Origin of the sequence: Rhizobium sp. NZLR10 (genome assembly GCF_019685125.1) — a bacterium.
Classification (GTDB): Bacteria; Pseudomonadota; Alphaproteobacteria; order Rhizobiales; family Rhizobiaceae; genus Rhizobium.
The window spans coordinates 147277-169390 of sequence record NZ_JABDWE010000004.1 but is presented as its reverse complement, the minus strand read 5'-3'; the positions used below and the strand labels follow the sequence as shown (position 1 = coordinate 169390).

The window sequence follows — 22114 nt, the reverse complement described above, 5'->3', positions numbered from 1 at the left end:
GCTTTGCCTTAATGCTGACACGGGGACGCTGCACTTCGATCGGCTGAAATTGACCCCTGATCGTGGTTCGACGCAATGATTTTACGCTCGCAAGGCATGATCGCTTCCGCTCTTCTCGTCGCCGTCGCGCTCACCGGCTGCACGACGACGAAGGGTGCCGCTTCACGCGGCATTTTTTCGAGCAAGCCCTCGGCCTCGGCCGCCTTCCTCACCGCGCTGCAAGGCGGCCTTGCCGGCCGCAGCGGCGTGAGCTTGAGCGATAGCGACAAGCAGCGGGCGCTCGAGGCAGAATATCGGGCGCTGGAAGGCGCAGCCGTCGGCCAGCCGGTGCTGTGGACCGGCGAGGACGTCACCGGCAAGGTGGTCGCGGCAGCACCCTATCAGGTCGGTTCGCAGAACTGCCGCCAATATACCCATACGCTGACCGCCGACGGCAAGGACACCGTGGTGCGAGGCGTTGCCTGCCGCAACAATGACGGAAGCTGGTCGCCGCTCGGCTGAATCTGGTGAGTTGCGGCTCAAATCTTTGTCATTCCGGCTTTGGCAGTTGGAATGGCGGCGCGCATCAAGTATTTGGGCCGATATGCTGTTCTGGATTCTCGTTGCCGTTCTGACGGCAGCCGTCGCCATCATCCTGCTTTACCCCCTTCTGCGCGGAGCGAAGGCGGCGGAGAATATCCGCGCGGGCGAGGCGGCAGTCTACCGTGACCAACTGCGCGAACTCGACCGCGATCTCAATGGCGGACTGATCACGCCTGAAGAAGCTGACTATGCCAGGGCTGAAATCGGCCGGCGGTTGATCGCCGTTTCTGCCGATGAGCGGGAAGAAACGCCGAAACCCGCACGGCATCGCCGTTTCACCGAGGCCTTCGTGCTGCTGGTCCTGCCGGTTCTCGGGCTCTGTCTTTATTTGACGACGGGCAGGCCGGACCTGCCCTCGCAGCCGCTGGAAGCGCGGCTGGAAAATCCCGGCAACGATATGGCTGTGCTGATCACCAAGGCGGAACGGCACCTGGCGCAGAATCCCGATGACGGCAAGGGCTGGGACGTGCTGGCGCCGATCTATGTCCGCACGATGCGCGTGAACGATGCGCAACTGGCCTATCGCAATGCCATCCGGCTTCTCGGCCCAAGTCCGGTCCGGCTGGACGGCCTGGCCGAGACGCTGATGGCGATCTCCGACGGCGTCGTGACGGAGGAGACGCGCCAAGTGCTGGAACAGTCGCTGACGCTGGAACCCGACAATCCCCGCGCCCGCTTTTATATCGCGCTCAGCATGGAGCAGGCCGGACGGCCCGATGAGGCGCGCCAGGCCTTCGAGGCGCTGGCGAAACAATCGCCGGCCGATGCGCCCTGGCTGCCGCTGGTCAACCAGCATATCGCCATGAACGGCGGCGCGCCGGCAGTTCCCGATCAAGCAGCCCCGATTACCCCGGCTGCCCCGGCTGCCCCGGGCAATCCCACGCAGCAGGATTTGGCCGCGGCGGACAACATGAGCGCCGGCGACCGGCAGCAGATGATCCGCGGCATGGTCGAGAGCCTCGACGCCAAGCTGAACGAGGATCCGAACAATTTCGAGGGATGGGTGCGGCTCGTCCGCTCTTACGCCGTATTGAACGATAAGGATCGCGCCGCCGCTGCGCTGAAGCGCGGGCTTGCTGCCTTTCCGTCGGCCGGCGAGCAGGGCAGGCAATTGCTGGCGCTGGCCCGGGAACTCGGCATCGCCACGGAGGGAATGACGCAATGACGCGCAAGCAGAAGCGCCTGGCGGTGATCGCGGGCGGCATGGGCTTCATTGCCGCCGCCGTGTTGCTGGTGATGTTCGCCTTCAGCCAGTCGGTCGCTTATTTCTATATGCCGGCCGATCTGGCGAAGACGCCGGTGGCGCCGGAAACCCGCATCCGGCTTGGCGGCCTGGTCGGCGAAGGCAGCGTTGTGCGCGGCACAGGCTCGACCGTGGAATTTGCCGTCACCGACGGCAGCGCCAATGCCGTGAAGGTCAAATATACCGGCATTCTTCCCGATCTCTTCCGCGAAGGCCAGGGTGTCGTCACCGAAGGCATGTTTGCATCAGGGACCAACGTCTTCGTTGCCGATACCGTGCTTGCCAAGCATGACGAAACCTATATGCCGAAGGACGTGGCCGACAGGCTGAAGCAGCAGGGGCTGTGGAAGGAAGGCCAAGGCCCAACGAAGGAAGGTCAAGCCCAGGAAGTGAAGGCGACGCAATGATCATCGAGATCGGCCATTACGCGCTGGTGCTGGCGCTGGCAACGGCGCTCATCCTTTCCATCGTGCCGGTGATGGGAGCCCGTCGCCACGACCGGGCGATGATGGATGTGGCGACGGTCGGTTCGCTGGCGATGTTTGCGCTTGTCGCCTTCTCCTTCGGCGTGCTCACCTATGCCCATGTCGTCTCGGATTTCTCGGTCGAGAACGTCTGGGAGAATTCGCATTCGCTGGTGCCGCTGATCTACAAATATTCCGGCGTCTGGGGCAATCACGAGGGATCGATGATGCTCTGGCTGTTGATCCTGACGCTGTTCAGCGCCCTGGTCGCCGTCTTCGGCCGCAATCTGCCGGAGACGCTGAAGGCCAATGTGCTGGCCGTGCAGGCCTGGATTTCGGTCGCCTTCACGCTGTTCATTCTGCTGACCTCCAATCCCTTCCTGCGGCTCGATCCGGCGCCGGCCGAGGGCCGCGATCTCAATCCGGTCCTTCAGGATATCGGCCTGGCGATCCACCCGCCGCTGCTTTATCTCGGCTATGTCGGCTTTTCCGTCTGCTTTTCCTTTGCGGTTGCAGCACTCCTCGAAGGGCGCATCGATGCCGCCTGGGCCCGCTGGGTGCGGCCTTGGACGCTGGCCGCCTGGACTTTCCTGACGCTCGGCATCGCCATGGGCTCCTACTGGGCCTACTACGAACTCGGCTGGGGCGGCTGGTGGTTCTGGGACCCGGTGGAAAACGCCTCCTTCATGCCGTGGCTCGCCGGCACCGCATTGTTACATTCCGCCCTCGTCATGGAAAAGCGCGAGGCGCTGAAGATCTGGACGGTGCTGCTTGCCATCCTCACCTTCTCGCTGTCGCTGATGGGCACCTTCCTGGTGCGCTCCGGGGTGCTGACCTCGGTGCATGCCTTTGCCAGCGACCCGAGCCGCGGCGTCTTCATTCTCTGCATCCTGCTGATCTTTATCGGCGGCGCGCTGTCGCTGTTTGCCTTCCGCGCTCCGAAGCTGTCGGCCGGCGGCCTGTTCGCGCCGATTTCGCGCGAGGGCGCGCTTGTCGTCAACAATCTGATCCTGACGGTTGCCTGCGGCACGGTTCTCACAGGCACGCTCTATCCGCTGCTGCTGGAAACGCTGACCGGCGACAAGATCTCTGTCGGGCCGCCCTTCTTCAACCTGACCTTCGGCCTGCTGATGGCGCCGCTGATCGTTGTCGTGCCATTCGGACCGCTGCTTGCCTGGAAGCGCGGTGATCTCCTCGGCGCCTTGCAGCGGCTCTATGTCGTCGCAGGTCTCGCCTTCACTGCTGCGGTGGTCTTCTTCTATCTCCAACATGGCGGCCCGGTACTGTCCGTGCTCGGACTGGCAGCCGGGCTGTTCCTGGTTCTGGGTGCTGCGGCCGATCTCTGGTATCGCGCCGGCATCGGCAAGGTGGCGGGCAACGTCGCCTGGCGCCGTCTGACCGGCCTGCCGCGTTCGGCCTTCGGGACCGCCCTTGCCCATGCCGGGCTCGGCGTGACCGTGCTCGGCATCGTCGCGGTGACGACGTTTCAGACCGAACATGTGGTCGAGATGAAGCCCGGCGAGACCACCGATGCCGGCGGCTATAGCCTGCATTTCGACGGCATGCAGCCGGCGACCGGGCCGAACTATACCGAGGAGCGCGGCCACTTCACTATTCGCCGCGCCGGTGTCGCGGTCGCCGATACCTGGTCGGCCAAGCGCCTCTACACCGCCCGCCAGATGCCGACGACCGAGGCGGGCATCCTCACCTTCGGGCTTAGCCAGCTCTATGTCTCATTGGGTGACGCCACCAAGGACGGCGGAATCGTCGTGCGCATCTGGTGGAAGCCGTTCATCCTCTGCATCTGGGGCGGAGCGGTGCTCATGGCCTTCGGCGGCCTCGTCTCGCTCAGCGACCGGCGCCTGCGCGTCGGCGCCCCACGCAGGAAGGCGAAGGCCGCAAAGCCGGTAGCGCCCGCAATGGAGCCGGCGGAATGATGCGACGTCTCCTCCTGGCTTTGGCTTTGGTGCTGATGGCCGCGCCGGCCTTCGCCGTCAATCCGGACGAGGTGCTGGCCGATCCGGCGCTGGAGGCGCGGGCGCGGGGCCTTTCGGCGGAACTGCGCTGCATGGTCTGTCAGAACCAGTCGATCGACGATTCCAATGCCGATCTCGCCAAGGATCTGCGTCTGCTGGTGCGCGAGCGCATCACCGACGGCGACAGCGACGATGAGGTGCTGAACTATATCGTCTCGCGCTACGGCGAGTTCGTGCTGCTGAAGCCGCGTTTCAGCATGAAGACGAGCCTGCTATGGGGCGCCCCGGCGCTGCTGGTGCTCGCCGGCGGGCTGTCACTGCTGGTTTTTGCGCGCAGGAGGGCCGGCAAGCCGACGGGAAGCAAGCTGACGGCGGATGAGCAGGCGAAGTTGAGCGAGCTTTTGAAAAAGTAGGCAGTCCGCCGGCGGCAATCGTCCGCCGCAACCGGGCCAAGCATTTTCATACATTACCAATTTTTCATTGGCCGGACAGTTCGCAGTAAGGTGCGGCGTCCTATATCTTCATTCATCGACTGATCCGGCGCCGCCGGTCTGAAGATTTAAGAACAAGAGAAGGTGCTCCAATGCTCAAGAATTTCAACGGACGTCCGTCCCTCGCCACTGTGCTCAAGGCTTCTACCGTCGCCGGTATCGCAGCCGCTGTGCTTGCAACCGGCGTTCCGCTCGAAATCACCCGGTCTTATGCCGAAGCAGTCAAGGTTCAAGCACCTGCTGTCCCGAGCTTTGCCAATGTCGTCGATGCCGTTTCGCCGGCCGTGGTTTCCGTCCGCGTTGAAAACCGCGTCAATCCCGTCTCTGACAATGACGGTTTCTCCATCGAAGGCCGCGGCTTCGACGATCTTCCCGATGATCATCCGCTGAAGCGCTTCTTCAAGCAGTTCGGCGGTCAGGACCCAAATGATCAGCAGGGCCATCAGCGGCGCTTTGGCCAGAACGGCCCGGGCGGCCCGAATGGTCCCGGCGGCCCGAATGCCCCCGGCGGCAAGGGCCGTCTGCGTCCGGTCGCTCAAGGGTCCGGCTTCTTCATCTCCGAGGACGGTTACATCGTCACCAACAACCACGTCGTTTCCGATGGCCAGGCCTTCGTCGCCGTCATGAATGACGGCACCGAGCTCGATGCCAAACTGATCGGCAAGGATCCGCGCACCGACCTCGCCGTCTTGAAGGTCGACGGCAAGGGCAAGAAGTTCACCTACGTCAACTGGGCCGACGACAATAACGTCCGCGTCGGCGACTGGGTCGTTGCGGTCGGCAACCCCTTCGGCCTCGGCGGCACGGTCACAGCCGGTATCGTCTCGGCCCGCGGCCGCGATATCGGTTCCGGTCCATACGACGATTACCTGCAGGTGGATGCCGCCGTGAACCGCGGCAACTCCGGTGGTCCGACCTTCAACCTCAGCGGCGAAGTCGTCGGCATCAACACCGCGATCTTCTCGCCGTCGGGCGGCAGCGTCGGCATCGCCTTCGCCATTCCCGCCTCGACCGCCAAGGACGTCGTCGCCGATCTGATGAAGGACGGCCAGGTTTCGCGTGGCTGGCTGGGTGTGCAGATCCAGCCGGTGACCAAGGACATCGCCGAATCCATCGGCCTTTCCGAGCCGAGCGGCGCCCTCGTCGTCGCCCCGCAGGCCGGATCGCCGGGTGACAAGGCCGGCATGAAGGCCGGCGACGTCGTCACGGCGCTGAACGGTGAAACGATCAAGGATGCGCGTGACCTCAGCCGCCGCATCGGTGCGATGCAGCCGGGCAGCAAGGTTGAGCTTTCCGTCTGGCGCGCCGGCAAGGCCCAGCCTCTCACCGTCGAACTCGGCACGCTGCCGGCCGACCAGAAGGATGCGTCCGCCGATGACAACAGCCAGCCGCAGCAGCCTGAGGCACCGGCTTCCGAGAAGGCGCTTGCCGATCTCGGCCTGACGGTCGGTCCTGCCGATGACGGCAAGGGCCTGGCGATCACCGGCATAGACCCGGACTCCGACGCCGCCGACAAGGGCATCAAGGAAGGTGAAAAGATCACCTCGGTTAACAACCAGGAGGTCTCCAGCCCCGCCGATGTCGTCAAGGTGTTGAACCAGGCCAAGAAGGACGGCCGCACCCGCGCGCTCTTCCAGATCCAGTCCAGTGAAGGAAGCCGTTTCGTCGCGCTTCCAATCAACGGCCAGGGCTGATCCTTTAAGAAAACAGGAGCCGTGCGGATGAAAATCCGCGCGGCTCAATTCTTCTGACCTTTGAAGGATGATCGCGATGAGCGCCGCCCCGCAGGAAGATGCTTTGAGCCTTGCCGAAACGCAGCCGGTGGGTAATGTCGGCCGCATGAAGATTCTCATCATCGAAGATGATCTCGAAGCCGCGGTATACCTCACGAAAGCCTTTCGCGAGGCGGGCATCGTCGCCGATCACGCCAGCGATGGCGAGGCCGGCCTGTTCATGGGGTCGGAAAATACCTACGACGTCATCGTCATCGACCGCATGCTGCCGCGCCGGGACGGTCTCTCCGTTATCAGCGAGCTGCGCCGCAAGGCGATCCATACGCCGGTCCTCATTCTCTCGGCGCTCGGCCAGGTCGATGACCGCGTCACCGGACTTCGTGCCGGCGGCGACGATTACCTGCCGAAGCCCTATGCCTTCAGCGAACTGCTGGCCCGCGTCGAGGTGCTCGGCCGCCGCAAGGGCACGCCGGATCAGGACGTCGTCTATCGTGTCGCCGACCTCGAACTCGACCGACTTTCCCACGAGGTACGCCGCGGCGGCAAGGAGATATTGCTGCAGCCGCGCGAATTCCGCCTGCTCGAATACCTGATGAAAAATGCCGGCCAGGTGGTGACCCGCACCATGCTGCTTGAAAATGTCTGGGACTATCACTTCGATCCGCAGACCAATGTCATCGATGTGCACGTCTCGCGCCTGCGCTCGAAGATCGAGAAGGATTACAGCCAGCCGCTCCTGAAGACCATCAGGGGCGCGGGGTACATGATCAAGGACGAGGGATGAGCCGTTTCAGGGTTCTTTTCAAGTCCACCGCAGTCCGCCTCTCGGCACTCTATATCCTGCTTTTCGCCATCTGCGCCGCGACGCTCGTCTTCTATGTGACGGCGATGTCGGAACGGCTGCTGACCGGCCAGATCCGCGATGCCGTCAAGCAGGAGGTGGAGCAGGTACAGCGCGCCTATGACACTGGCGGCATGAACCTTCTCTTGCGTACCATGGAGCGGCGCGCCCGTCAGCCAGGCGCCAATCTCTACATCATCGCCGGTCCTTCGGGCGATATTCTCGCCGGCAACGTCGCCTCGGTGCAGCCGGGTGTTTTCGAGGAAATCGGCTGGACGTCCGCGTCTTTCATCTATCAGCGCTATACCGACAGCGGCGTCGAGCGCCGCCACAAGGCGATCGCCAATATCTTCGTGCTCGACAACGGCCTGAGGATTTTGATCGGCCGCGACCTCGGCGATCCCGAGCGTTTTCGTCTCTTGGTACGCCAGGCGCTGATGGTGGCCTTGGCGATCATGGGGCTCGGCGCCATCATTATCTGGTTCGCCATCGGCCGCAATGCACTGAAACGAATCGACCGCATGTCGGATGCGAGCAAGAAGATCATGGCCGGCGACCTGTCGCAACGCCTGCCGGTCGGCGGATCCGGCGATGAGTTCGACCGGCTGTCGATGTCCTTGAATACCATGCTGGAGCGCATCGAGAAGCTGAACGAGGGCCTGCGGCAGGTCTCCGACAATATCGCCCACGATCTCAAGACGCCGCTGACCCGGCTACGCAACAAGGCGGCCGATGCACTCGATATCGCCGATGGCGAGACGCGGCGGGGAGCGCTCGAAGGCATTATTTCCGAATCAGACCAGCTGATCCGCACCTTCAACGCGCTGTTGATGATCTCTCGCGTCGAGGCCGGATCGGTGGCGGCCGAGATGTCGCCGGTCGAGCTTTCGGCGATCGTTTCCGACAGCGCCGAGCTTTACGAACCGGCGGCCGAGGAAGCCGGGCTAGGCCTCACCGCCAGCGTCGAACCAGGTGTCGAAGTGCAGGGCAATCGCGAGTTGATCGGCCAGGCAATCTTCAACCTGCTCGACAATGCCATCAAATATTCCTCCGATACCGAAGGAGCAGGCACGGTATCGCTGAAGCTTGCCCGCCGCCCGGATGGCATCTGCCTTTCGGTGGCCGACCACGGACCGGGCGTTCCCGCCGAAAGGCGCGACGACGTGGTGAAGCGCTTCGTCCGCCTTGATGAAAGCCGTTCGAAGCCCGGGACGGGGCTCGGGCTTTCGTTGGTGGAAGCGGTGATGGAGCTGCACAACGGCCGGCTGGAACTCTCCGACACCGATCCCGACAGACCCGGACAGCGCGGCTTGACCGTCAGCATGATTTTTCCGGCCAAGGCCGCCTGAACTCTTCTGCCGAATGACCATCGGCCGAATCGCGTATTGGCGGTTTGGCGCCAAGACCCTAGTTTAATTCCGATCGAAGCAGACGGTTCGCGGTTCTATGTGGCCGTTTTCTTCCGCTCAAAAGCCAGGGAGAGCGCATGCTGACGAAATCGACGCATGGCCTGAAGGATGTGGTCGAAGGGCTGCTTCGTCCGCTGAGCCAGACGGAGCTGAAGCTGGCGATGGCCGATCTTCAGGAGGCCGGCAAGAGCGAGCGGTCGGTGGCTGCAATGCTCAAGACCGACGGTCCGCTGCGCGATTTCATCGCCGCCGCGCTGACGCTGTCGCCTTACCTGCGCGAAATCGCCAATCTCGACCCTGCCGTCCTCGCTGGCGCCATCAGCGAGCCGCTGGAGCCGCAAATCGAGGCGCTGGTCGCTGAGGCCCGGCACTGCTGGCGGCCGAACGGCGAGGGGACAGCACCTACGGAATCCGTGGTGATGAGCAGGCTGCGCGTCATCAAGCGCAAGGTGGCCTTCCTCGTCGCATTCGCCGATTTGGCGCGGATCTTCGACGGGCGGGCGACGACGGCCTGGCTGAGTGCGCTGGCCGAAGCTTCGGTCGCGGCCGCAATCGACCACCTGCTGCTGTCGGCGCATGAGGGCGGAAAGTTGAAGCTGCACAATCCGGCAGCACCCAGCGACGGCTCCGGCCTGATCGTGCTCGGCATGGGCAAGCTCGGCGCTTCCGAGCTCAACTATTCCTCCGATATCGACCTCGTTGTCTTCTTCGACGAGGAGGCAGGCATCGTGCCCGACCCGGATGACGCGATCGAGATCTTCCCCAGGATGATGCGCCGGCTGGTGCGCATCCTGCAGGAGCGCACCGCTGACGGCTACGTCTTCCGCACCGATCTCAGACTGCGCCCCGATCCCGGCTCGACGCCACTGGCGATCCCGGTCGATGCGGCGATGATCTATTACGAGGGCAGGGGCCAGAATTGGGAGCGGGCAGCCTTCGTCAAGGCGCGCGCCGTGGCCGGCGACCTGACGGCCGGCAGCGAATTCCTGCGTGGGCTCGCCCCTTTCGTCTTTCGAAAATATCTCGATTACGCCGCCATCGCCGATATCCATTCGATCAAGCGGCAGATTCATGTGCATAAGGGCCACGGCGCGATCGCGGTCAAGGGCCATAACGTCAAGCTCGGCCGCGGCGGCATTCGCGAGATCGAGTTCTTCGTCCAGACGCAACAGCTGATCGCTGGCGGCCGCATGCCGGCCTTGCGGGGCCGGGCAACGGAGCAGACACTCGGCGAACTGACCAAGGCGAAATGGATAGACGCCGAGACCCGTGACGAACTGACCGAGGCCTACTGGTTCCTGCGCGATGTCGAGCACCGCATCCAGATGGTGCGCGACGAGCAGACCCACCTGTTGCCGGAGACGGATGTCGACCTGAAGCGCATCGCCTTCATGATGGGCTTTTCCGACACGCCAAGCTTCTCCGAACGGTTGGTCGGCGTGCTGAAGACGGTAGAGCGGCGTTATGCCCATCTCTTCGAACAGGAGAGCAAGCTTTCCACCGACACCGGAAACCTCGTCTTCACCGGCCAGGGCGACGATCCCGATACGCTGGAGACGCTGAAGAAACTCGGTTTTGGCAGACCGTCCGACATCTCCCGCATCATCCGCACCTGGCACTATGGCCGCTACCGCGCGACGCAATCGGTCGAGGCGCGCGAAAGGCTGACGGAGCTGGCGCCGGAGCTTTTGCGGGTTTTCGGCGAAAGCAAGCGCGCCGACGAAGCGCTGCTGCGCTTCGACAGCTTCATTTCGGGCCTTCCCTCCGGCATCCAGCTCTTCTCGCTGCTCGGCAGCAACCCGGCATTGCTGTCGCTGATCGTCAACATCATGTCCTCGGCACCACGGCTTGCCGAGGTGATCGCCGCCAAGCCGCATGTCTTCGACGGCATGCTCGATCCCGGCCTGATGGCCGAACTGCCGACCCGCGATTATCTCGGCGAGCGGCTGAAGGGCTCGCTTGTCCAGGCGCGCCACTATGAGGAAGTGCTCGATCGGTTGCGTATCTTCGCTGCCGAGCAGCGCTTCCTGATCGGCATTCGACTGCTGACCGGCGCGATCAACGGCCAGATGGCCGCACGTGCCTTCACCCATCTTGCCGACCTCATCATCGCAGCCGCACTCGAGGCCGTCGTGAGCGAGATGCGGGTAACGCACGGCGACTATCCCGGCGGGCGCATTGCTGTCGCCGGCATGGGCAAGCTCGGCAGCTTCGAGCTGACGGCCGGTTCCGACATCGACCTGATCCTGCTCTATGATTATGACGACAACGCTTCCGAATCCGATGGGGAAAAGCCGCTCGACGCGACGCGTTACTTCACCCGCATCACCCAGCGGCTGATCGCCGCCTTCTCGGCGCCGACCGCCGAAGGCGTGCTCTATGAGGCCGACATGCGGCTGCGCCCGTCCGGCAACAAAGGGCCGGTCGCCACCCGCATCAATGCCTTCGGCAAATATCAGCGTGAAGAGGCATGGACCTGGGAGCATATGGCGCTCAGCCGCGCCCGGCTGATCTCAGGCGATGAGAGCCTCATCGCCGAGGCCGAACATATCGTCCGCGAGGTGCTGTCGGCCGATCGCGACATTGCCAAGGTGGCGCATGACGTCGCCGAGATGCGCGAACTGATCGATAAGGAAAAGCCGCCCGCCGGCTCATGGGACCTGAAGCTGATCCCCGGCGGCGTCATCGACCTGGAATTCATCGCCCAGTACCTGGCGCTGATCGCGCCCACCAGGGGCGTCGGCATTGCGGTGAACGGCATGAGCACCGGCGAGGCCTTGAAGCTGCTTGGTGACAGGCTGATGGCAACAGTCGATCTCGACATTTGCCTGGAGGCCTTCGCGCTCTATACCGGCCTTTCGCAACTGATCCGCCTCTCCATCGACGGCCTGTTCGATCCGAAGGAAGCACCTTCCGGCCTCGTCGAACTCGTCTGCCGCGCCGGCGATTGCCCCGACATCAGGACGCTGGAAGGCGAGCTGAAGCGGCTTTCGAAAGCGGTCAGAAAGATTTTCCTGAAAATCGTGAAGGCTTGATGCATCGACGAACTGCGGCGTGTTTTAGACGTCGTCGGGAATGCGCAGCGAGATCACCGTGCCCACCGCTTCGCGGGAGCGGATCTTCATGCGGCCGCCATGCAGAGAGGTCAGCGAGCGGGAGATGGCAAGCCCGAGGCCGGAGCCGCCCTTGCTCTTGGCATACTGGCTCTGCACCTGCTCGAAGGGCTGGCCGATCTTCGCCAGCGCCGAGCGTGGAATGCCGATGCCGGTGTCGGCGATGGTGACGACGACGGCGCCGTCGACACGGCGTGTGCGCACCGCGATGCGGCCGCCATTGTCGGTGAACTTCACCGCATTGGAGAGTAGGTTGAGCAGCACCTGTTTCATCGCCCGGCGGTCGGCCATCAGCGTCAGCCCGGATGAGATACGCTGGTCGATGACGATGTTCTTTTCAGCCGCAGGCATGGCGGTGAAGCGCAGGCTTTCCTCGATCAGCGGCACGAGATCGATGCGCTCGCAGTGCAGCCTGACGTGGCCGGCCTCGATCTTCGACATGTCGAGAATATCGTTGATGACGTTGAGCAGATGTTTGCCGCTGTCATGGATATCGCGGGCATATTCGTCATATTTCAGCGAGCCGAGCGGACCAAACATCTCGTTTTGCAGAATTTCCGAGAAGCCGAGGATGGCGTTAAGCGGCGTGCGCAGCTCATGCGACATGTTGGCAAGGAATTCCGATTTCGCCTGGTTGGCAGCCTCGGCGCGTTCTTTCTCAGCCTGATAGTTGGCGTTCGCCGTTGAAAGTTCCGATTTCTGGCTCTCCAGCGTCTGGCGCGAGGCGGATAGGTCGCCGATCGTTGCCATCAGCCGGCGTTCGGATTCGCGCAGCCGTTCCTGATGGCGCTTCATCAGCGTGATATCGGTTCCGACCGAGACCCTGCCGCCGTCGCGGGTGCGCCGCTCGTTTATCTGCAGCCAGCGCTCGTCGGCAAGCTGCACTTCCGTCGTCCGTGAATAGCCGGAGCCGTCGGCATCGGAAATCCGCCGCTCGATGACAGGACGGGCGGCGGCAGCATTGACGGCCGAGCGCTCAGTGCCGGGCACGAGCACGCTGTCCGGCAAGCCGTAAGCCTGCTGGAAATGCGTGTTGCACATGACCAGCCGATCGTTTTTGTCCCAGAGGACGAAGGCTTCCGAGGTGCATTCGATGGCGTCGGCGAGGCGCTGGTCGGCTTCGGCGTAGCGCTGCGCGAGCCGATGCTGCTCGGTCACGTCCATGGCGATGCCGATCAGGTGCACGCGGCCGGAATTGCTGCGGATCACCTGGGCGCGGGCGCGCATCCAGACATAGTGGCCGCCGGCATGGCGCATGCGGAAGATCTGATCGACCTGACCGGAATGGCCCTTGGCGATGGCGCGGGCGATCTCGTAAAGCCCGCCGTCATCAGGATGCATCAGCCGCGCGGCTTCACCGAAGCCCATCGTCTTGTCGGAACCCGGCAGGCCGAGCATGTCGTACATCGAGCGTGACCAGAAGAATTCGCGGTTCTCGAAATCGAAGTCCCAGAGGCCGCAGCGGCCGCGCGACAGCGCCGTCTCGACGCGCAGGTTCGATTCCAGGAAGATGTCGTCGGCGTCGCGGGCGCGCTTCACCTGCGTGTAATAGGCATAGAGAATGACCAGCAGGATCGAGGAGATGCCGGCAAACAGCGTAACGTTGAGGGCCAGCTGCTCGCGCCAGAGCCGGCTGATCTCGTCGAGCGAGGTGGCGGCGACGATATAACCGCCGGCATTGCCCATCAGCGTGATCTCGGCATAGTGCGGCACGCCGCCTATGGTCGTTTCGATGACGCCGGCGCGATCGCCGAACCGCCGGATCGCCGAGACCTCGGGGAAGAAATCGCTGACGTTGCTGCCGACATGCGAAAGCCCGGCGGTCGTCGCGGCAAAAACCTTGCCGCTTGCCTGCACGAGCAGCACGAAGGCGCCGCTGTCGAGCCGATCCTGCGGCAGGAACCTGGCGAGCCGGGCCTGCGCTTCTGCGATATCGCCGCTGTCGAAAATGTCTGATGTATCGGCAAATACCGCAGAGGCGGTCGCTGCCGAAAGCGCGGTGGCATGGCGAGCCGAGGCTTCCAGGCGGGAGTATTCGCTGACCATGCCGAAGAAATGCGATGCGGCGACGATGAAGAGGAAGGCGACGATCAGCGCCGGAATGGCGCGCTTCAAGAGCAGCTCGGCCTTCGGCAGATGACGCAGAAGAGGTTCCGATGTCGCATGACCGGAAAGGCTGTCTCGCCAGGCTTTCAACCCGTCAAAATCGACACGCAGCCGTCCTCCGGCCACGGTTGCCCGCCGCACGTCCATCATCTCTTCGCCTTGTCCCTCGTGTGATTCGCGCGCCGCTCGCTCGAACCTGACCTAGAGAATCATGGGTGATTCGCCTTGTCCAGAGGCAAAGGTAAAAATCCGTTAACTATCTATGATTTCGTGCTTTTCGGGCGATTCGACTCGCTAGGCAACCGGTCGCCGAATTTTTCGCGACGACCGGTCGAAGCAAATTACCCTTTAAGCGTGCGCTCGACGATATCGCGCACGTCGGTCGAAAGAGCGGCAGCCTGCTCGATCTCGATTAGCGCCAAACGGGCGTGATCGGCACGTGCCGGTTCAAGCGCGCGCCAGGAGCGCATCGAAGTGAGAATGCGGGCGGCAAGCTGCGGGTTGCGTTCGTCGATATCGAGAATCTGACGTGCGAGGAAACGATAGCCTTCGCCGTCGGCGCGGCCAAAGCCGGTCGGATTGGCGAAGGCGAAGGTGCCGACCAGCGCCCGCATCCGGTTCGGATTGGTCCGCTTGAACAGCGGATCGTCCATCAGCGCGCGAATCCGTTCCAGGGTTTCCGCGCCCGGAATGCCGGCCTGGATTGCGAACCATTTGTCGATGACGAGCGCATTTCCCGCGAAGCGGTCGCGGAAGTTTGCCAGCGCCTCGTTTGTCTCCGCGCTGCCGGCGAAACGATGGGCGAGGATCGTCAGCGCATGGCTGAGATCTGTCATATTGTCGGCAGCATCAAAGGCGGCCTTGGCGCGGGCCGGCGTCTGCTCGGCATAGGAGAGATAGGTGAGGGCGGTATTGCGCAAGGCCCTGTGGCCGGCGCTTTTCGCGTCCGGGCTGAAATCGCCCAATGTCGTCATCGCCGCGTAGAGGTCGGCAAAAACATCCTTTCCGGCATCGGCGATCTGCTTCAGAACCGCTTGCCGGCCGGCATGGATGGCATCGGGATCATTGTTGCCGCCGAGTTCGCGGGCGATATCGGATTCGCTCGGCAGAGCCAGCGCCTGGGCGCGGAAGGCAGGCTCGAGGCGCTCGTCGGCGGCCGCCGCAATCAGCGTCTCGACGAAGGTCGCCTCGCAGACGACAGGCTTGCCCTCGCGAGCGTCGCGGGCTGCTTTCAGGAGGTTCGGCAGCGCCAGATCGGTCAGTGCCTGCCAGCGGGCGAAATGATCGGTCTCATGGCGGGCGAGGTGGGCGAGATCGGCCGGACTCTGATCGAAATGCAGGTTGATCGGCGCGGAAAAGCTGCGGTTGATCGAAACGACTGGCCGCGAGCCAATGCCATGAAACACTGCCGTTTGCGTGCGGCCTGTGAGATGCAGCACCTCGCCGGCATATTCCGCGCCGTCGACCGAGCGAGGCTCGATCTTGCCGCCGTTTTCGCCGAAGAGCGCCAGGCTGAGCGGAATGTGCATCGGCTCCTTGTTCGGCTGGCCGGGTGTAGCGGGCGTCATCTGTTCGAGCGACAGGGTGAAGCTGCCGGCGGCCGCATCATAGCTGCCCGATGCGGTGACGAGCGGCGTGCCGGCCTGATGGTACCAGAGCGAGAATTGAGTGAGGTCGCGCCCGCTTGCATCCTCGAAGCATTTGATGAAATCCTCGATCGTCACGGCCTGGCCGTCATGACGATCGAAATAGAGGTCCATGCCCGTCTTGAAGCCGTCCTTGCCGAGCAGCGTCGCGATCATCCGCGTCACTTCACTGCCCTTCTCGTAGACGGTCGTCGTGTAGAAATTATTGATCTCGCGATATTGCGTCGGCCGCACCGGATGAGCGAGCGGGCCGCCATCTTCCGGGAACTGCTCCGACTTCAGATGGCGCACCTCGGCGATGCGCTTGACCGGCCGCGAGCGCTGGTCGGAAGAGAATTCGTGGTCGCGATAGACCGTCAGGCCTTCCTTGAGGCACAGCTGGAACCAGTCGCGGCAGGTGATGCGGTTGCCGGTCCAGTTGTGGAAATATTCATGCGCGATGATCGCCTCGATATTGGCATAGTCGGCATCGGTGGCGAGTTCCGGATCGGCAAGGACGTATTTGTCGTTGAAGACGTTGAGGCCCTTGTTCTCCATCGCCCCCATGTTGAAGTCGGAGACGGCGACGATCATGAAGATGTCGAGATCGTATTCGCGTCCGAACCTCTCTTCGTCCCACTTCATCGAGCGTTTCAGCGCGTCCATCGCATAGGCTGCGCGCGGCTCGTTGCCGTGCTCGACATAGATCTTCAGCACCACCTCGCGGCCGGACATGGTGGCAAACGTGTCTTCGACGACGCCGAGATCGCCGGCGACGAGCGCGAAGAGATAGCTCGGCTTCGGATGCGGGTCGAACCAGGCGGCGAAATGCTTGCCCGGGCCGTAGCCGGCGCCGCCGAGGAAGTTGCCGTTCGACAACAGCAGCGGGTTGGCGTCCTTGTCGGCGATAATGTTGACCGTGAACGGCGCAAGCACGTCGGGCCGGTCGGGGAAATAGGTGATGCGGCGGAAGCCCTCCGCCTCGCATTGCGTGCAGTAGATGCCGCCGGTGCGGTAAAGGCCCATCAGCTTGGTGTTGGCCTCGGGGTTGATGACCGTAGTGATCGTCAGCTCGAAAGGCACGCTCTCCGGCAGGTCGCGCACCGTCAGGCTTTCCGCTGTTGCGTCATAACGCGAAGGGTCGAGCTCCACCTGGTCGAACAGCAGCCCGGACAGCGTCAGCTCGTCGCCGTCGAGCACGATTGGCGCCGTTGTATCGGCGCCCGGGCGGCGATGAAAGATCAGGCGTGCCTCGACTTTTGTCTCCGTCGGGTCGAGTTCGAAGGTCAGGTCCACGCGTTCCAGCACAAAGTCGGTGGGACGGTAATCTGCCAGATGGATGACCTGGCCGGTATCTGTTCGCATGGTGTTTCCTGAAGACCGTTATTTGACAACCGTGGAATACAGAGGCGGGCGCACTCTGCCATAATTTTGCCGGGCATGATTACATTAAAGTCTGAACTAAAGTTAAAGCAAATTGCCCGCGAACACCAAGTTCACGGGCAAAATATCCTCTTCAGAACTGAAGGACGCGGCTGTTGGGCGAAAGGTTCTATTTTAGATTGAGTGCCGCCTTGATCGTCGCGTCGCTTTCCGTCCGCTGCACGACGACGCCGTACCAGCCGAGCCCGTCGTAATCCTCGTAGCCGAGGGTGCGCGCGAAAGCGACGATCGAGCCGTTATTGTCGTAGTAGCTGCCCTTGGCCCGGCCGGACGGATTGGCGAGAGCAAAATGGGAAAACAGCAAGGCGGGATTAGTGGTGGCGATCACCCGGCTCTTGCCGTCGAGCAGCATGACTGTCGTCCTTTCCGCCAGTTGCGGCGGCAGGTTCGCCTCTTTCTCGACGATCGCCTGGCCCTGGTTCTGCCAGTCGAAATAGACGCCGAGCGTGCCGATCAGCCGTCCGTCGAGCTTGCCTTCTTCGCGGATGCCGGTGGCATAGACGAGCGCATGCCTGTTGTCATGGATCGGGCTCGCTTTGACCTCGTCGACACTATACGCCTCGCCGGAGGCGCAGGCAGACGCCGCGCGAAACCATGCATCGCCGGCAAGGCTCGTGCCGGCAATCTTGCGCTGGAACTTGGGATTGGCCGATGCGATCACCTTGCCCGAAAGATCGGTCATGACCAGATCGAGGTAGACGGTGTAGAAGCGGTTGATGGCGCCGAGACGCTCCGCCGCAAAGGCGACGGTTTCCCGATCCGGGTTTCGCAGCGCCTGCCAGAGTGCCGGGTCCGTCGCCCACCAGCGCACATCGGCCGTGCGCTCGAAAAGATTGCGGACAATGAGCTGCACCAGCGTCTGCGCCAGATCGGTGAGGCGAACGCCCTCCATCTCCTCGACCAGCGAATCCGCCATGGCGCGGCTGAGGCCGATGCGCCCGAGCACGTTGCTCTCGAACCTGCCGGTGATGTCGGTGGCGATCTGCGCCAGCCGCTGCACCTCGTTGGCAACGACCGCAAAGCCCTTTCCGGTCTCGCCGGCTCTTGCCGCTTCGATCAGCGCATTAATGGCGAGCAGCTTGATCTGCTTGACGATATTGGTGTTGTCGGCGCTGAAGCGCTCGAGGTCGGTGCTGATGCCGTCGGTGACAACGCGCATCGAGCGCGGCGTCGCATTTTGCGACTGGGCAATGGTTTCGGCGCTAAGCGGCTTCATCAAATGATCATGGAAGGGGCGGGCAATCGTTGCAGGGCGAAGAAAATTTCGAGTAAGCAAAAACGATGCGTGCCTATGGTTTTCAATTGGTTAACACCGACCGGTCAGAGGTGAACATTTTGCGGCGAAATGGCTGAAGAGAGCAAAAAATCGACGCGAGGGCGCGCATTCCGCACCGTCGGGCCTGCGCCGGAAGGTGACTTTGCGATTCTTCCACGCTGCTTGCGATTTTTTCGCCAATCGGGATTTTCTTCGCTACGATGGGAGACGTCATCTTCTGCGTTCCCGAGTCGAACGCGTCTCCCCGTTGCTGTTAAGTCGACATAAGAGCCAGGATCATGCACGCGGTTCTCAAAAACCCGATGAGAGGCATTGCGCTGAAGGTCTCGTCGGTCGTGGTCTTCCTGGCCATGCAGACTTTCATCAAGCTGGCGGGCTCAGACATCCCACCCGGTCAGGTCACCTTCTGCAGGTCCTTCTTCGCGCTTTTCCCGATCATGGCCTATCTCGCCTATATCGGGCAACTGCGCGCGGCCTTCTACACCGCCAATCCGATCGGCCACCTCAAGCGCGGCACGATCGGCATCATGTCGATGGCTTTCGGTTTCTACGGCCTGCTGCATCTGCCGCTGCCGGAAGCGATTGCGCTCGGCTACGCCTTACCGCTCGTCGCCGTCGTCTTCGCCGCGGTTTTTCTCGGCGAGACCGTGCGCATCTATCGCTGGAGCGCCGTCTTGGTCGGCATCGTCGGCGTCGCCATCGTCTCCTGGCCGAAACTCACGCTGTTTCGTGACGGCGGCATGGAAGCCGAGCAGGCCTTCGGCGCGCTCTCGGTGCTGTTTTCGGCCGTTCTGGGCGGCATGGCGATGATCCAAGTGCGTCGTCTCGTCGAGGAGGAGAAGACGGCGACGATTGTGCTCTATTTCTCGCTCATCGCATCGGTCTTCTCGCTGGCCTCCCTGCCGTTCGGCTGGCTCGTCCTGCCATGGCCGTCGGCACTCTATCTCGTCGCCGCCGGTTTTTGCGGCGGCGTCGCGCAGATCCTGCTGACGGAAAGCTACCGCCATGCCGATGTCTCCACCATCGCGCCGTTTGAATATACCTCGATCCTACTCGGCATCATCGTCGCTTATTTCGTCTTCGGCGACGTGCCGAGCTTTACCATGCTGATCGGCACTCTCATCGTCATCTCCGCCGGCATCTTCATCATCTATCGTGAGCACCAGCTCGGCATCGAGCAGAGGGAGGCGCGCAGAGCCACGACGCCGCAAGCCTGACGCTTGCAACCGCATGATATGAAAGCTTTTAAGGCGAATATCGCCGCTTGGGGAAAATTGCTCGCTAAGAGCGAAAAGAATGGTGAATTCTTGGGATATCGCTGCCGCACGGAATATGTTTGTTGAAGATGAGAGAGTATCATTTATTCGAAGCTGTGCATGTCTGAATGGCCGCTGATACCGGGGAAGCTTTCGGTATTGCTGCTCCGAACGCCGGCCGGCGCGCGGAGGTGGAGAAAAGCATAATGGCATTCACGGCGGAGCAATTGGCGGGGAACTGCTCCTTTCTGATGAGCATCCGCTTTTTGGCTGGGCAGATGCGCTGCATGTTCGATGCCGGCCCGCGCCTGGCGCGATTGCTCGCTTCGCATCAGCGCTGGCTTCTGACCCAGACTGCCTATGCCCTCAACCTGGAATATGACCCGCGCGACCCGACCTCGGGTTTCACCGCCGTTCGGCTGACCGGACGCATCACCGCGCATAAGGTGGCGAGCCGCAACACCGTTCTCGCCTTTATCGAAGAACTCTATACCTACCGCTTCATTGTTCACACGCCCGGCGACGAGCGGCGGCGGCCACGTCATTTCGAGCCGGCCGACGTCAGCCATCAGGCGATGTTTGCCTGGATTCATTCCAATCTCGGCGCGCTCGATCTGCTTGACGGCGGTCGAAGGGCAGCGTTTTTTCAGTCAAACCCATCAATGATGCGGCTGGTTCAGCCGCGCATCGCCCGCCATTGCCTGGAAGACGCCGCCTGGCGCGAGCCGCCCGAACAGGTGGCGCTGTTCCTCTGGACGGAGGCTGGTGGCCTCGTCGTCGACAACTTCATCGCTCGAATGGATATGGAAAGCAGCGAGCCGGATAGATTTTCCGTCGGCCGCGTCGAAACCCGTGCGCTCGCCGCCGATTTCATGATGTCGCGCACCCATCTCCAACGGCTCTTGGCAAAGGCGGCGCAGCGCGGCTGCGTCGGCTGGCATGACGAACCACGCAAGGCGCACATTTGGATATCGCGGGATTTCGTCGAGCAATACTGCGCCTGGCAGGCGGTCAAGTTCGCCTATGTCGACGAAGCCTTCGAATGGGCAAAAGCCCAGATCGAGGAAATTGCCGTCTGATCACAGAACGATTGCCGCAACACTTGGTCCAATGCAGGGGGCGGCGTCGACCGGCTTGAGCGATAGCTCGCGCTCATATTCCCGCGCGGCTGAGACCGCGACGCGGATATGCTCGAAGGTTTCGATGTTGCGCAGAAGCGATATCAGGATCGTCATCTTTGAGTACTCTTAACGCAAAAGGGCAGGCGAAGCGCCTGCCGCTCAATATTGCTGGAAGTCCGAAAAAATCGCGTCGGGGCGCGCTGTGCGGCCGTTGATGCCGGTGCCGCGGGCGATCATCTGTTCATTCGCGGCAAAGCCGAAACGGCTGTAGCCGTGAGTGGTACGAACTTGGTCGCCGGCGAGGCGAAGGGTTTCAAACCCGCTATGGATAGGACGAAATCGTTTGTTCATGGCCTTGGTTCCTGTGGTTCCTCCCAAGACACCACTTCATATTGCGGTGCAGCATTGATTCCGCAATGCGTCATGGCGGGATGCAGCCATGCGTAAGGCGCATAGATCGATTCATAATATATTCAACTTTGGCTAATTTCTAAGCAAAGAGAGGGACTTAAGCTTCGCTTGAAAGGCGAGCAGGTCATTCCACGCCAGCCGCTTGTTGACGGGCGCGGTCAACAGATCCTGCGGATGCAGGCTGGCTATGGCAGGAATGACACAGTCCGCAGCGGCAATCTCCTTCCAGCGGCCGCGCAGGCCGTGAATCGTGTCGTTTTCGCCGAAGAAGAAGCGGGCCGAAAAATTGCCGAGCAGCAGGATCGCCTTGGGTTCGGCCAGCACGATTTGCCGTTCGATAAAGGGCCGGCATATGTCAATTTCGGCTGCCGAAGGCGCACGATTGCCAGGTGGCCGCCAGGGGATGACCTGCGTCAGCAGAACGCTCGAGCGGTTCAGCCCGATCGCCGCCAGCATCTTGTCGAACAGCTGGCCGGATTTACCCGAGAAGGGCACACCTTCGCGATCGTCTTCGGCGCCCGGTGCCGAGCCGATCACCATGATACCGCTTTCGGCATCGCCGCTGGCAAAGATGGTCGAGCGGGCGCTGTGCTTGAGGTTGCAGCCGTTAAAGGCTTCGATCGCGGTCTTGAGTTCGCTCAGGGATCGCGCCGTCTCGGCGACGAAACGCGCCTGCTGCACCGCTTCGCCGTCCGGGATCGCCGGCTGCGGGCCGGAAGCGGCGCGTTCGGCCGGGGCCGGGCGTGACGCTGTATTCGGACGCGGCGGTGTCCGGCCGTCCCGAGCTACAGGACCTTCCCCAGTGATGGGAGCTTGTGGCTGCGCCTGTGCCGCCGGGCGTCGGGCCGCCTTCATCGCCTCGAACTCGGCGAAGCGGTCGATCGCCTCTTCCTCCAGCAGCCATTCCACGCCGGCATCCGCATGGAAATGCAGAAGCGCTGCAAGCTCGGCAGGGGAAAGGTCGTTGGCGGAGATCATATGGCAGGTTTAGCGGAGAGACAGTGGCATTGGAAGGGCAGGCGAC

Annotated in this window: 16 protein-coding genes and 1 pseudogene; 11 read left to right on the top strand and 6 right to left on the bottom strand. The window is 62.5% G+C overall.

Translation table 11 applies throughout. From position 1 onward, the window contains the following. Window positions 1-75: 75 nt before the first annotated feature. From HJB82_RS08375 to HJB82_RS08335, 9 genes and pseudogenes are all read left to right on the top strand, one after another. Complete coding sequence (locus tag HJB82_RS08375; protein WP_207583548.1) at window positions 76-501, top strand: hypothetical protein; 426 nt, start codon at window positions 76-78, stop codon at window positions 499-501. 51 nt (window positions 502-552) lie between these two features. Continuing rightward, window positions 553-1747, top strand: a pseudogene (gene ccmI, locus HJB82_RS08370) (c-type cytochrome biogenesis protein CcmI). Further along, window positions 1744-2232 carry a cytochrome c maturation protein CcmE gene (ccmE, locus tag HJB82_RS08365; protein WP_207583550.1) on the top strand — a complete coding sequence of 163 codons (489 nt, stop codon included), beginning with the start codon at window positions 1744-1746 and terminating at the stop codon, window positions 2230-2232. Before ccmI ends, ccmE begins: the two are co-directional and overlap by 4 nt. Continuing rightward, window positions 2229-4226: a heme lyase CcmF/NrfE family subunit gene (locus tag HJB82_RS08360; RefSeq protein WP_207583551.1), complete on the top strand. Its 1998-nt coding sequence runs from the start codon at window positions 2229-2231 to the stop codon at window positions 4224-4226. Before ccmE ends, HJB82_RS08360 begins: the two co-directional genes overlap by 4 nt. Then, complete coding sequence (locus tag HJB82_RS08355) at window positions 4223-4678, top strand: cytochrome c-type biogenesis protein (protein ID WP_207583552.1); 456 nt, start codon at window positions 4223-4225, stop codon at window positions 4676-4678. Before HJB82_RS08360 ends, HJB82_RS08355 begins: the two co-directional genes overlap by 4 nt. Window positions 4679-4848: 170 nt before the next feature. Beyond that, window positions 4849-6450, top strand: coding sequence for a Do family serine endopeptidase (locus tag HJB82_RS08350; protein WP_207583553.1), 1602 nt, complete (start codon window positions 4849-4851; stop codon window positions 6448-6450). Between the two features lie 67 nt (window positions 6451-6517). Continuing rightward, complete coding sequence (locus HJB82_RS08345; RefSeq protein WP_405048986.1) at window positions 6518-7273, top strand: response regulator transcription factor; 756 nt, start codon at window positions 6518-6520, stop codon at window positions 7271-7273. Beyond that, on the top strand, window positions 7270-8679 hold the full coding sequence (locus HJB82_RS08340; protein ID WP_221115325.1) for a HAMP domain-containing sensor histidine kinase: 1410 nt from the start codon (window positions 7270-7272) through the stop codon (window positions 8677-8679). The genes HJB82_RS08345 and HJB82_RS08340 overlap by 4 nt, the downstream gene beginning before the upstream one ends. 137 nt (window positions 8680-8816) lie before the next feature. Continuing rightward, on the top strand, window positions 8817-11774 hold the full coding sequence (locus HJB82_RS08335; RefSeq protein ID WP_221139814.1) for a bifunctional [glutamine synthetase] adenylyltransferase/[glutamine synthetase]-adenylyl-L-tyrosine phosphorylase: 2958 nt from the start codon (window positions 8817-8819) through the stop codon (window positions 11772-11774). Between the two features lie 24 nt (window positions 11775-11798). Here the strand turns inward: HJB82_RS08335 and HJB82_RS08330 are convergent, their stop codons facing one another. The 3 genes from HJB82_RS08330 to HJB82_RS31895 form a co-directional block, all read right to left on the bottom strand. Further along, window positions 11799-14108, bottom strand: coding sequence for a PAS domain-containing sensor histidine kinase (locus tag HJB82_RS08330; protein WP_221139813.1), 2310 nt, complete (start codon window positions 14106-14108; stop codon window positions 11799-11801). A 191-nt stretch (window positions 14109-14299) separates the two neighbouring features. Continuing rightward, window positions 14300-16948 (bottom strand): aminopeptidase N, encoded by a 2649-nt coding sequence (gene pepN / locus HJB82_RS08325; RefSeq protein ID WP_221139812.1) that lies wholly within the window; start codon window positions 16946-16948, stop codon window positions 14300-14302. Between the two features lie 187 nt (window positions 16949-17135). Further along, window positions 17136-18242 (bottom strand): methyl-accepting chemotaxis protein, encoded by a 1107-nt coding sequence (locus tag HJB82_RS31895; protein ID WP_221139811.1) that lies wholly within the window; start codon window positions 18240-18242, stop codon window positions 17136-17138. Window positions 18243-18580: 338 nt separating this feature from the next. On the opposite strand from HJB82_RS31895, the gene HJB82_RS08315 reads away from it, so the two are divergent. After that, window positions 18581-19519 (top strand): DMT family transporter, encoded by a 939-nt coding sequence (locus HJB82_RS08315; RefSeq protein ID WP_221139810.1) that lies wholly within the window; start codon window positions 18581-18583, stop codon window positions 19517-19519. Window positions 19520-19764: 245 nt separating this feature from the next. Next, window positions 19765-20637 (top strand): hypothetical protein, encoded by an 873-nt coding sequence (locus HJB82_RS08310; protein WP_221139809.1) that lies wholly within the window; start codon window positions 19765-19767, stop codon window positions 20635-20637. On the opposite strand, the gene HJB82_RS08305 is transcribed toward HJB82_RS08310, so the two are convergent. The 3 genes from HJB82_RS08305 to HJB82_RS08295 form a co-directional block, all read right to left on the bottom strand. Then, entirely contained in the window at window positions 20638-20793 is a 156-nt protein-coding gene (locus HJB82_RS08305; RefSeq protein WP_207583561.1) for a hypothetical protein, read from the bottom strand. It abuts the gene before it with no gap. Window positions 20794-20838: 45 nt separating this feature from the next. Continuing rightward, window positions 20839-21030, bottom strand: a complete 192-nt coding sequence (locus HJB82_RS08300; RefSeq protein WP_007626614.1) for a hypothetical protein — start codon at window positions 21028-21030, stop codon at window positions 20839-20841. Between the two features lie 132 nt (window positions 21031-21162). Beyond that, window positions 21163-22068, bottom strand: a complete 906-nt coding sequence (locus tag HJB82_RS08295) for a uracil-DNA glycosylase family protein (RefSeq protein WP_221139808.1) — start codon at window positions 22066-22068, stop codon at window positions 21163-21165. Window positions 22069-22114: the final 46 nt, after the last annotated feature.

Bases quoted from the DNA above. Each gene is read 5' to 3' on its own strand.
- HJB82_RS08375 (WP_207583548.1), top strand. From the start codon at position 76: ATGATTTTACGCTCGCAAGGCATGATCGCTTCCGCTCTTCTCGTCGCC.
- HJB82_RS08345 (WP_405048986.1), top strand. From the start codon at position 6,518: ATGATCGCGATGAGCGCCGCCCCGCAGGAAGATGCTTTGAGCCTTGCC.
- HJB82_RS08350 (WP_207583553.1), top strand. From the start codon at position 4,849: ATGCTCAAGAATTTCAACGGACGTCCGTCCCTCGCCACTGTGCTCAAG.
- ccmE (WP_207583550.1), top strand. From the start codon at position 1,744: ATGACGCGCAAGCAGAAGCGCCTGGCGGTGATCGCGGGCGGCATGGGC.
- HJB82_RS08305 (WP_207583561.1), bottom strand. From the start codon at position 20,793: ATGACGATCCTGATATCGCTTCTGCGCAACATCGAAACCTTCGAGCAT.
- HJB82_RS08355 (WP_207583552.1), top strand. From the start codon at position 4,223: ATGATGCGACGTCTCCTCCTGGCTTTGGCTTTGGTGCTGATGGCCGCG.
- HJB82_RS08315 (WP_221139810.1), top strand. From the start codon at position 18,581: ATGCACGCGGTTCTCAAAAACCCGATGAGAGGCATTGCGCTGAAGGTC.
- HJB82_RS08330 (WP_221139813.1), bottom strand. From the start codon at position 14,108: ATGATGGACGTGCGGCGGGCAACCGTGGCCGGAGGACGGCTGCGTGTC.
- HJB82_RS08335 (WP_221139814.1), top strand. From the start codon at position 8,817: ATGCTGACGAAATCGACGCATGGCCTGAAGGATGTGGTCGAAGGGCTG.
- HJB82_RS08310 (WP_221139809.1), top strand. From the start codon at position 19,765: ATGGCATTCACGGCGGAGCAATTGGCGGGGAACTGCTCCTTTCTGATG.
- HJB82_RS31895 (WP_221139811.1), bottom strand. From the start codon at position 18,242: ATGAAGCCGCTTAGCGCCGAAACCATTGCCCAGTCGCAAAATGCGACG.
- HJB82_RS08300 (WP_007626614.1), bottom strand. From the start codon at position 21,030: ATGAACAAACGATTTCGTCCTATCCATAGCGGGTTTGAAACCCTTCGC.
- pepN (WP_221139812.1), bottom strand. From the start codon at position 16,948: ATGCGAACAGATACCGGCCAGGTCATCCATCTGGCAGATTACCGTCCC.
- HJB82_RS08360 (WP_207583551.1), top strand. From the start codon at position 2,229: ATGATCATCGAGATCGGCCATTACGCGCTGGTGCTGGCGCTGGCAACG.
- HJB82_RS08295 (WP_221139808.1), bottom strand. From the start codon at position 22,068: ATGATCTCCGCCAACGACCTTTCCCCTGCCGAGCTTGCAGCGCTTCTG.
- HJB82_RS08340 (WP_221115325.1), top strand. From the start codon at position 7,270: ATGAGCCGTTTCAGGGTTCTTTTCAAGTCCACCGCAGTCCGCCTCTCG.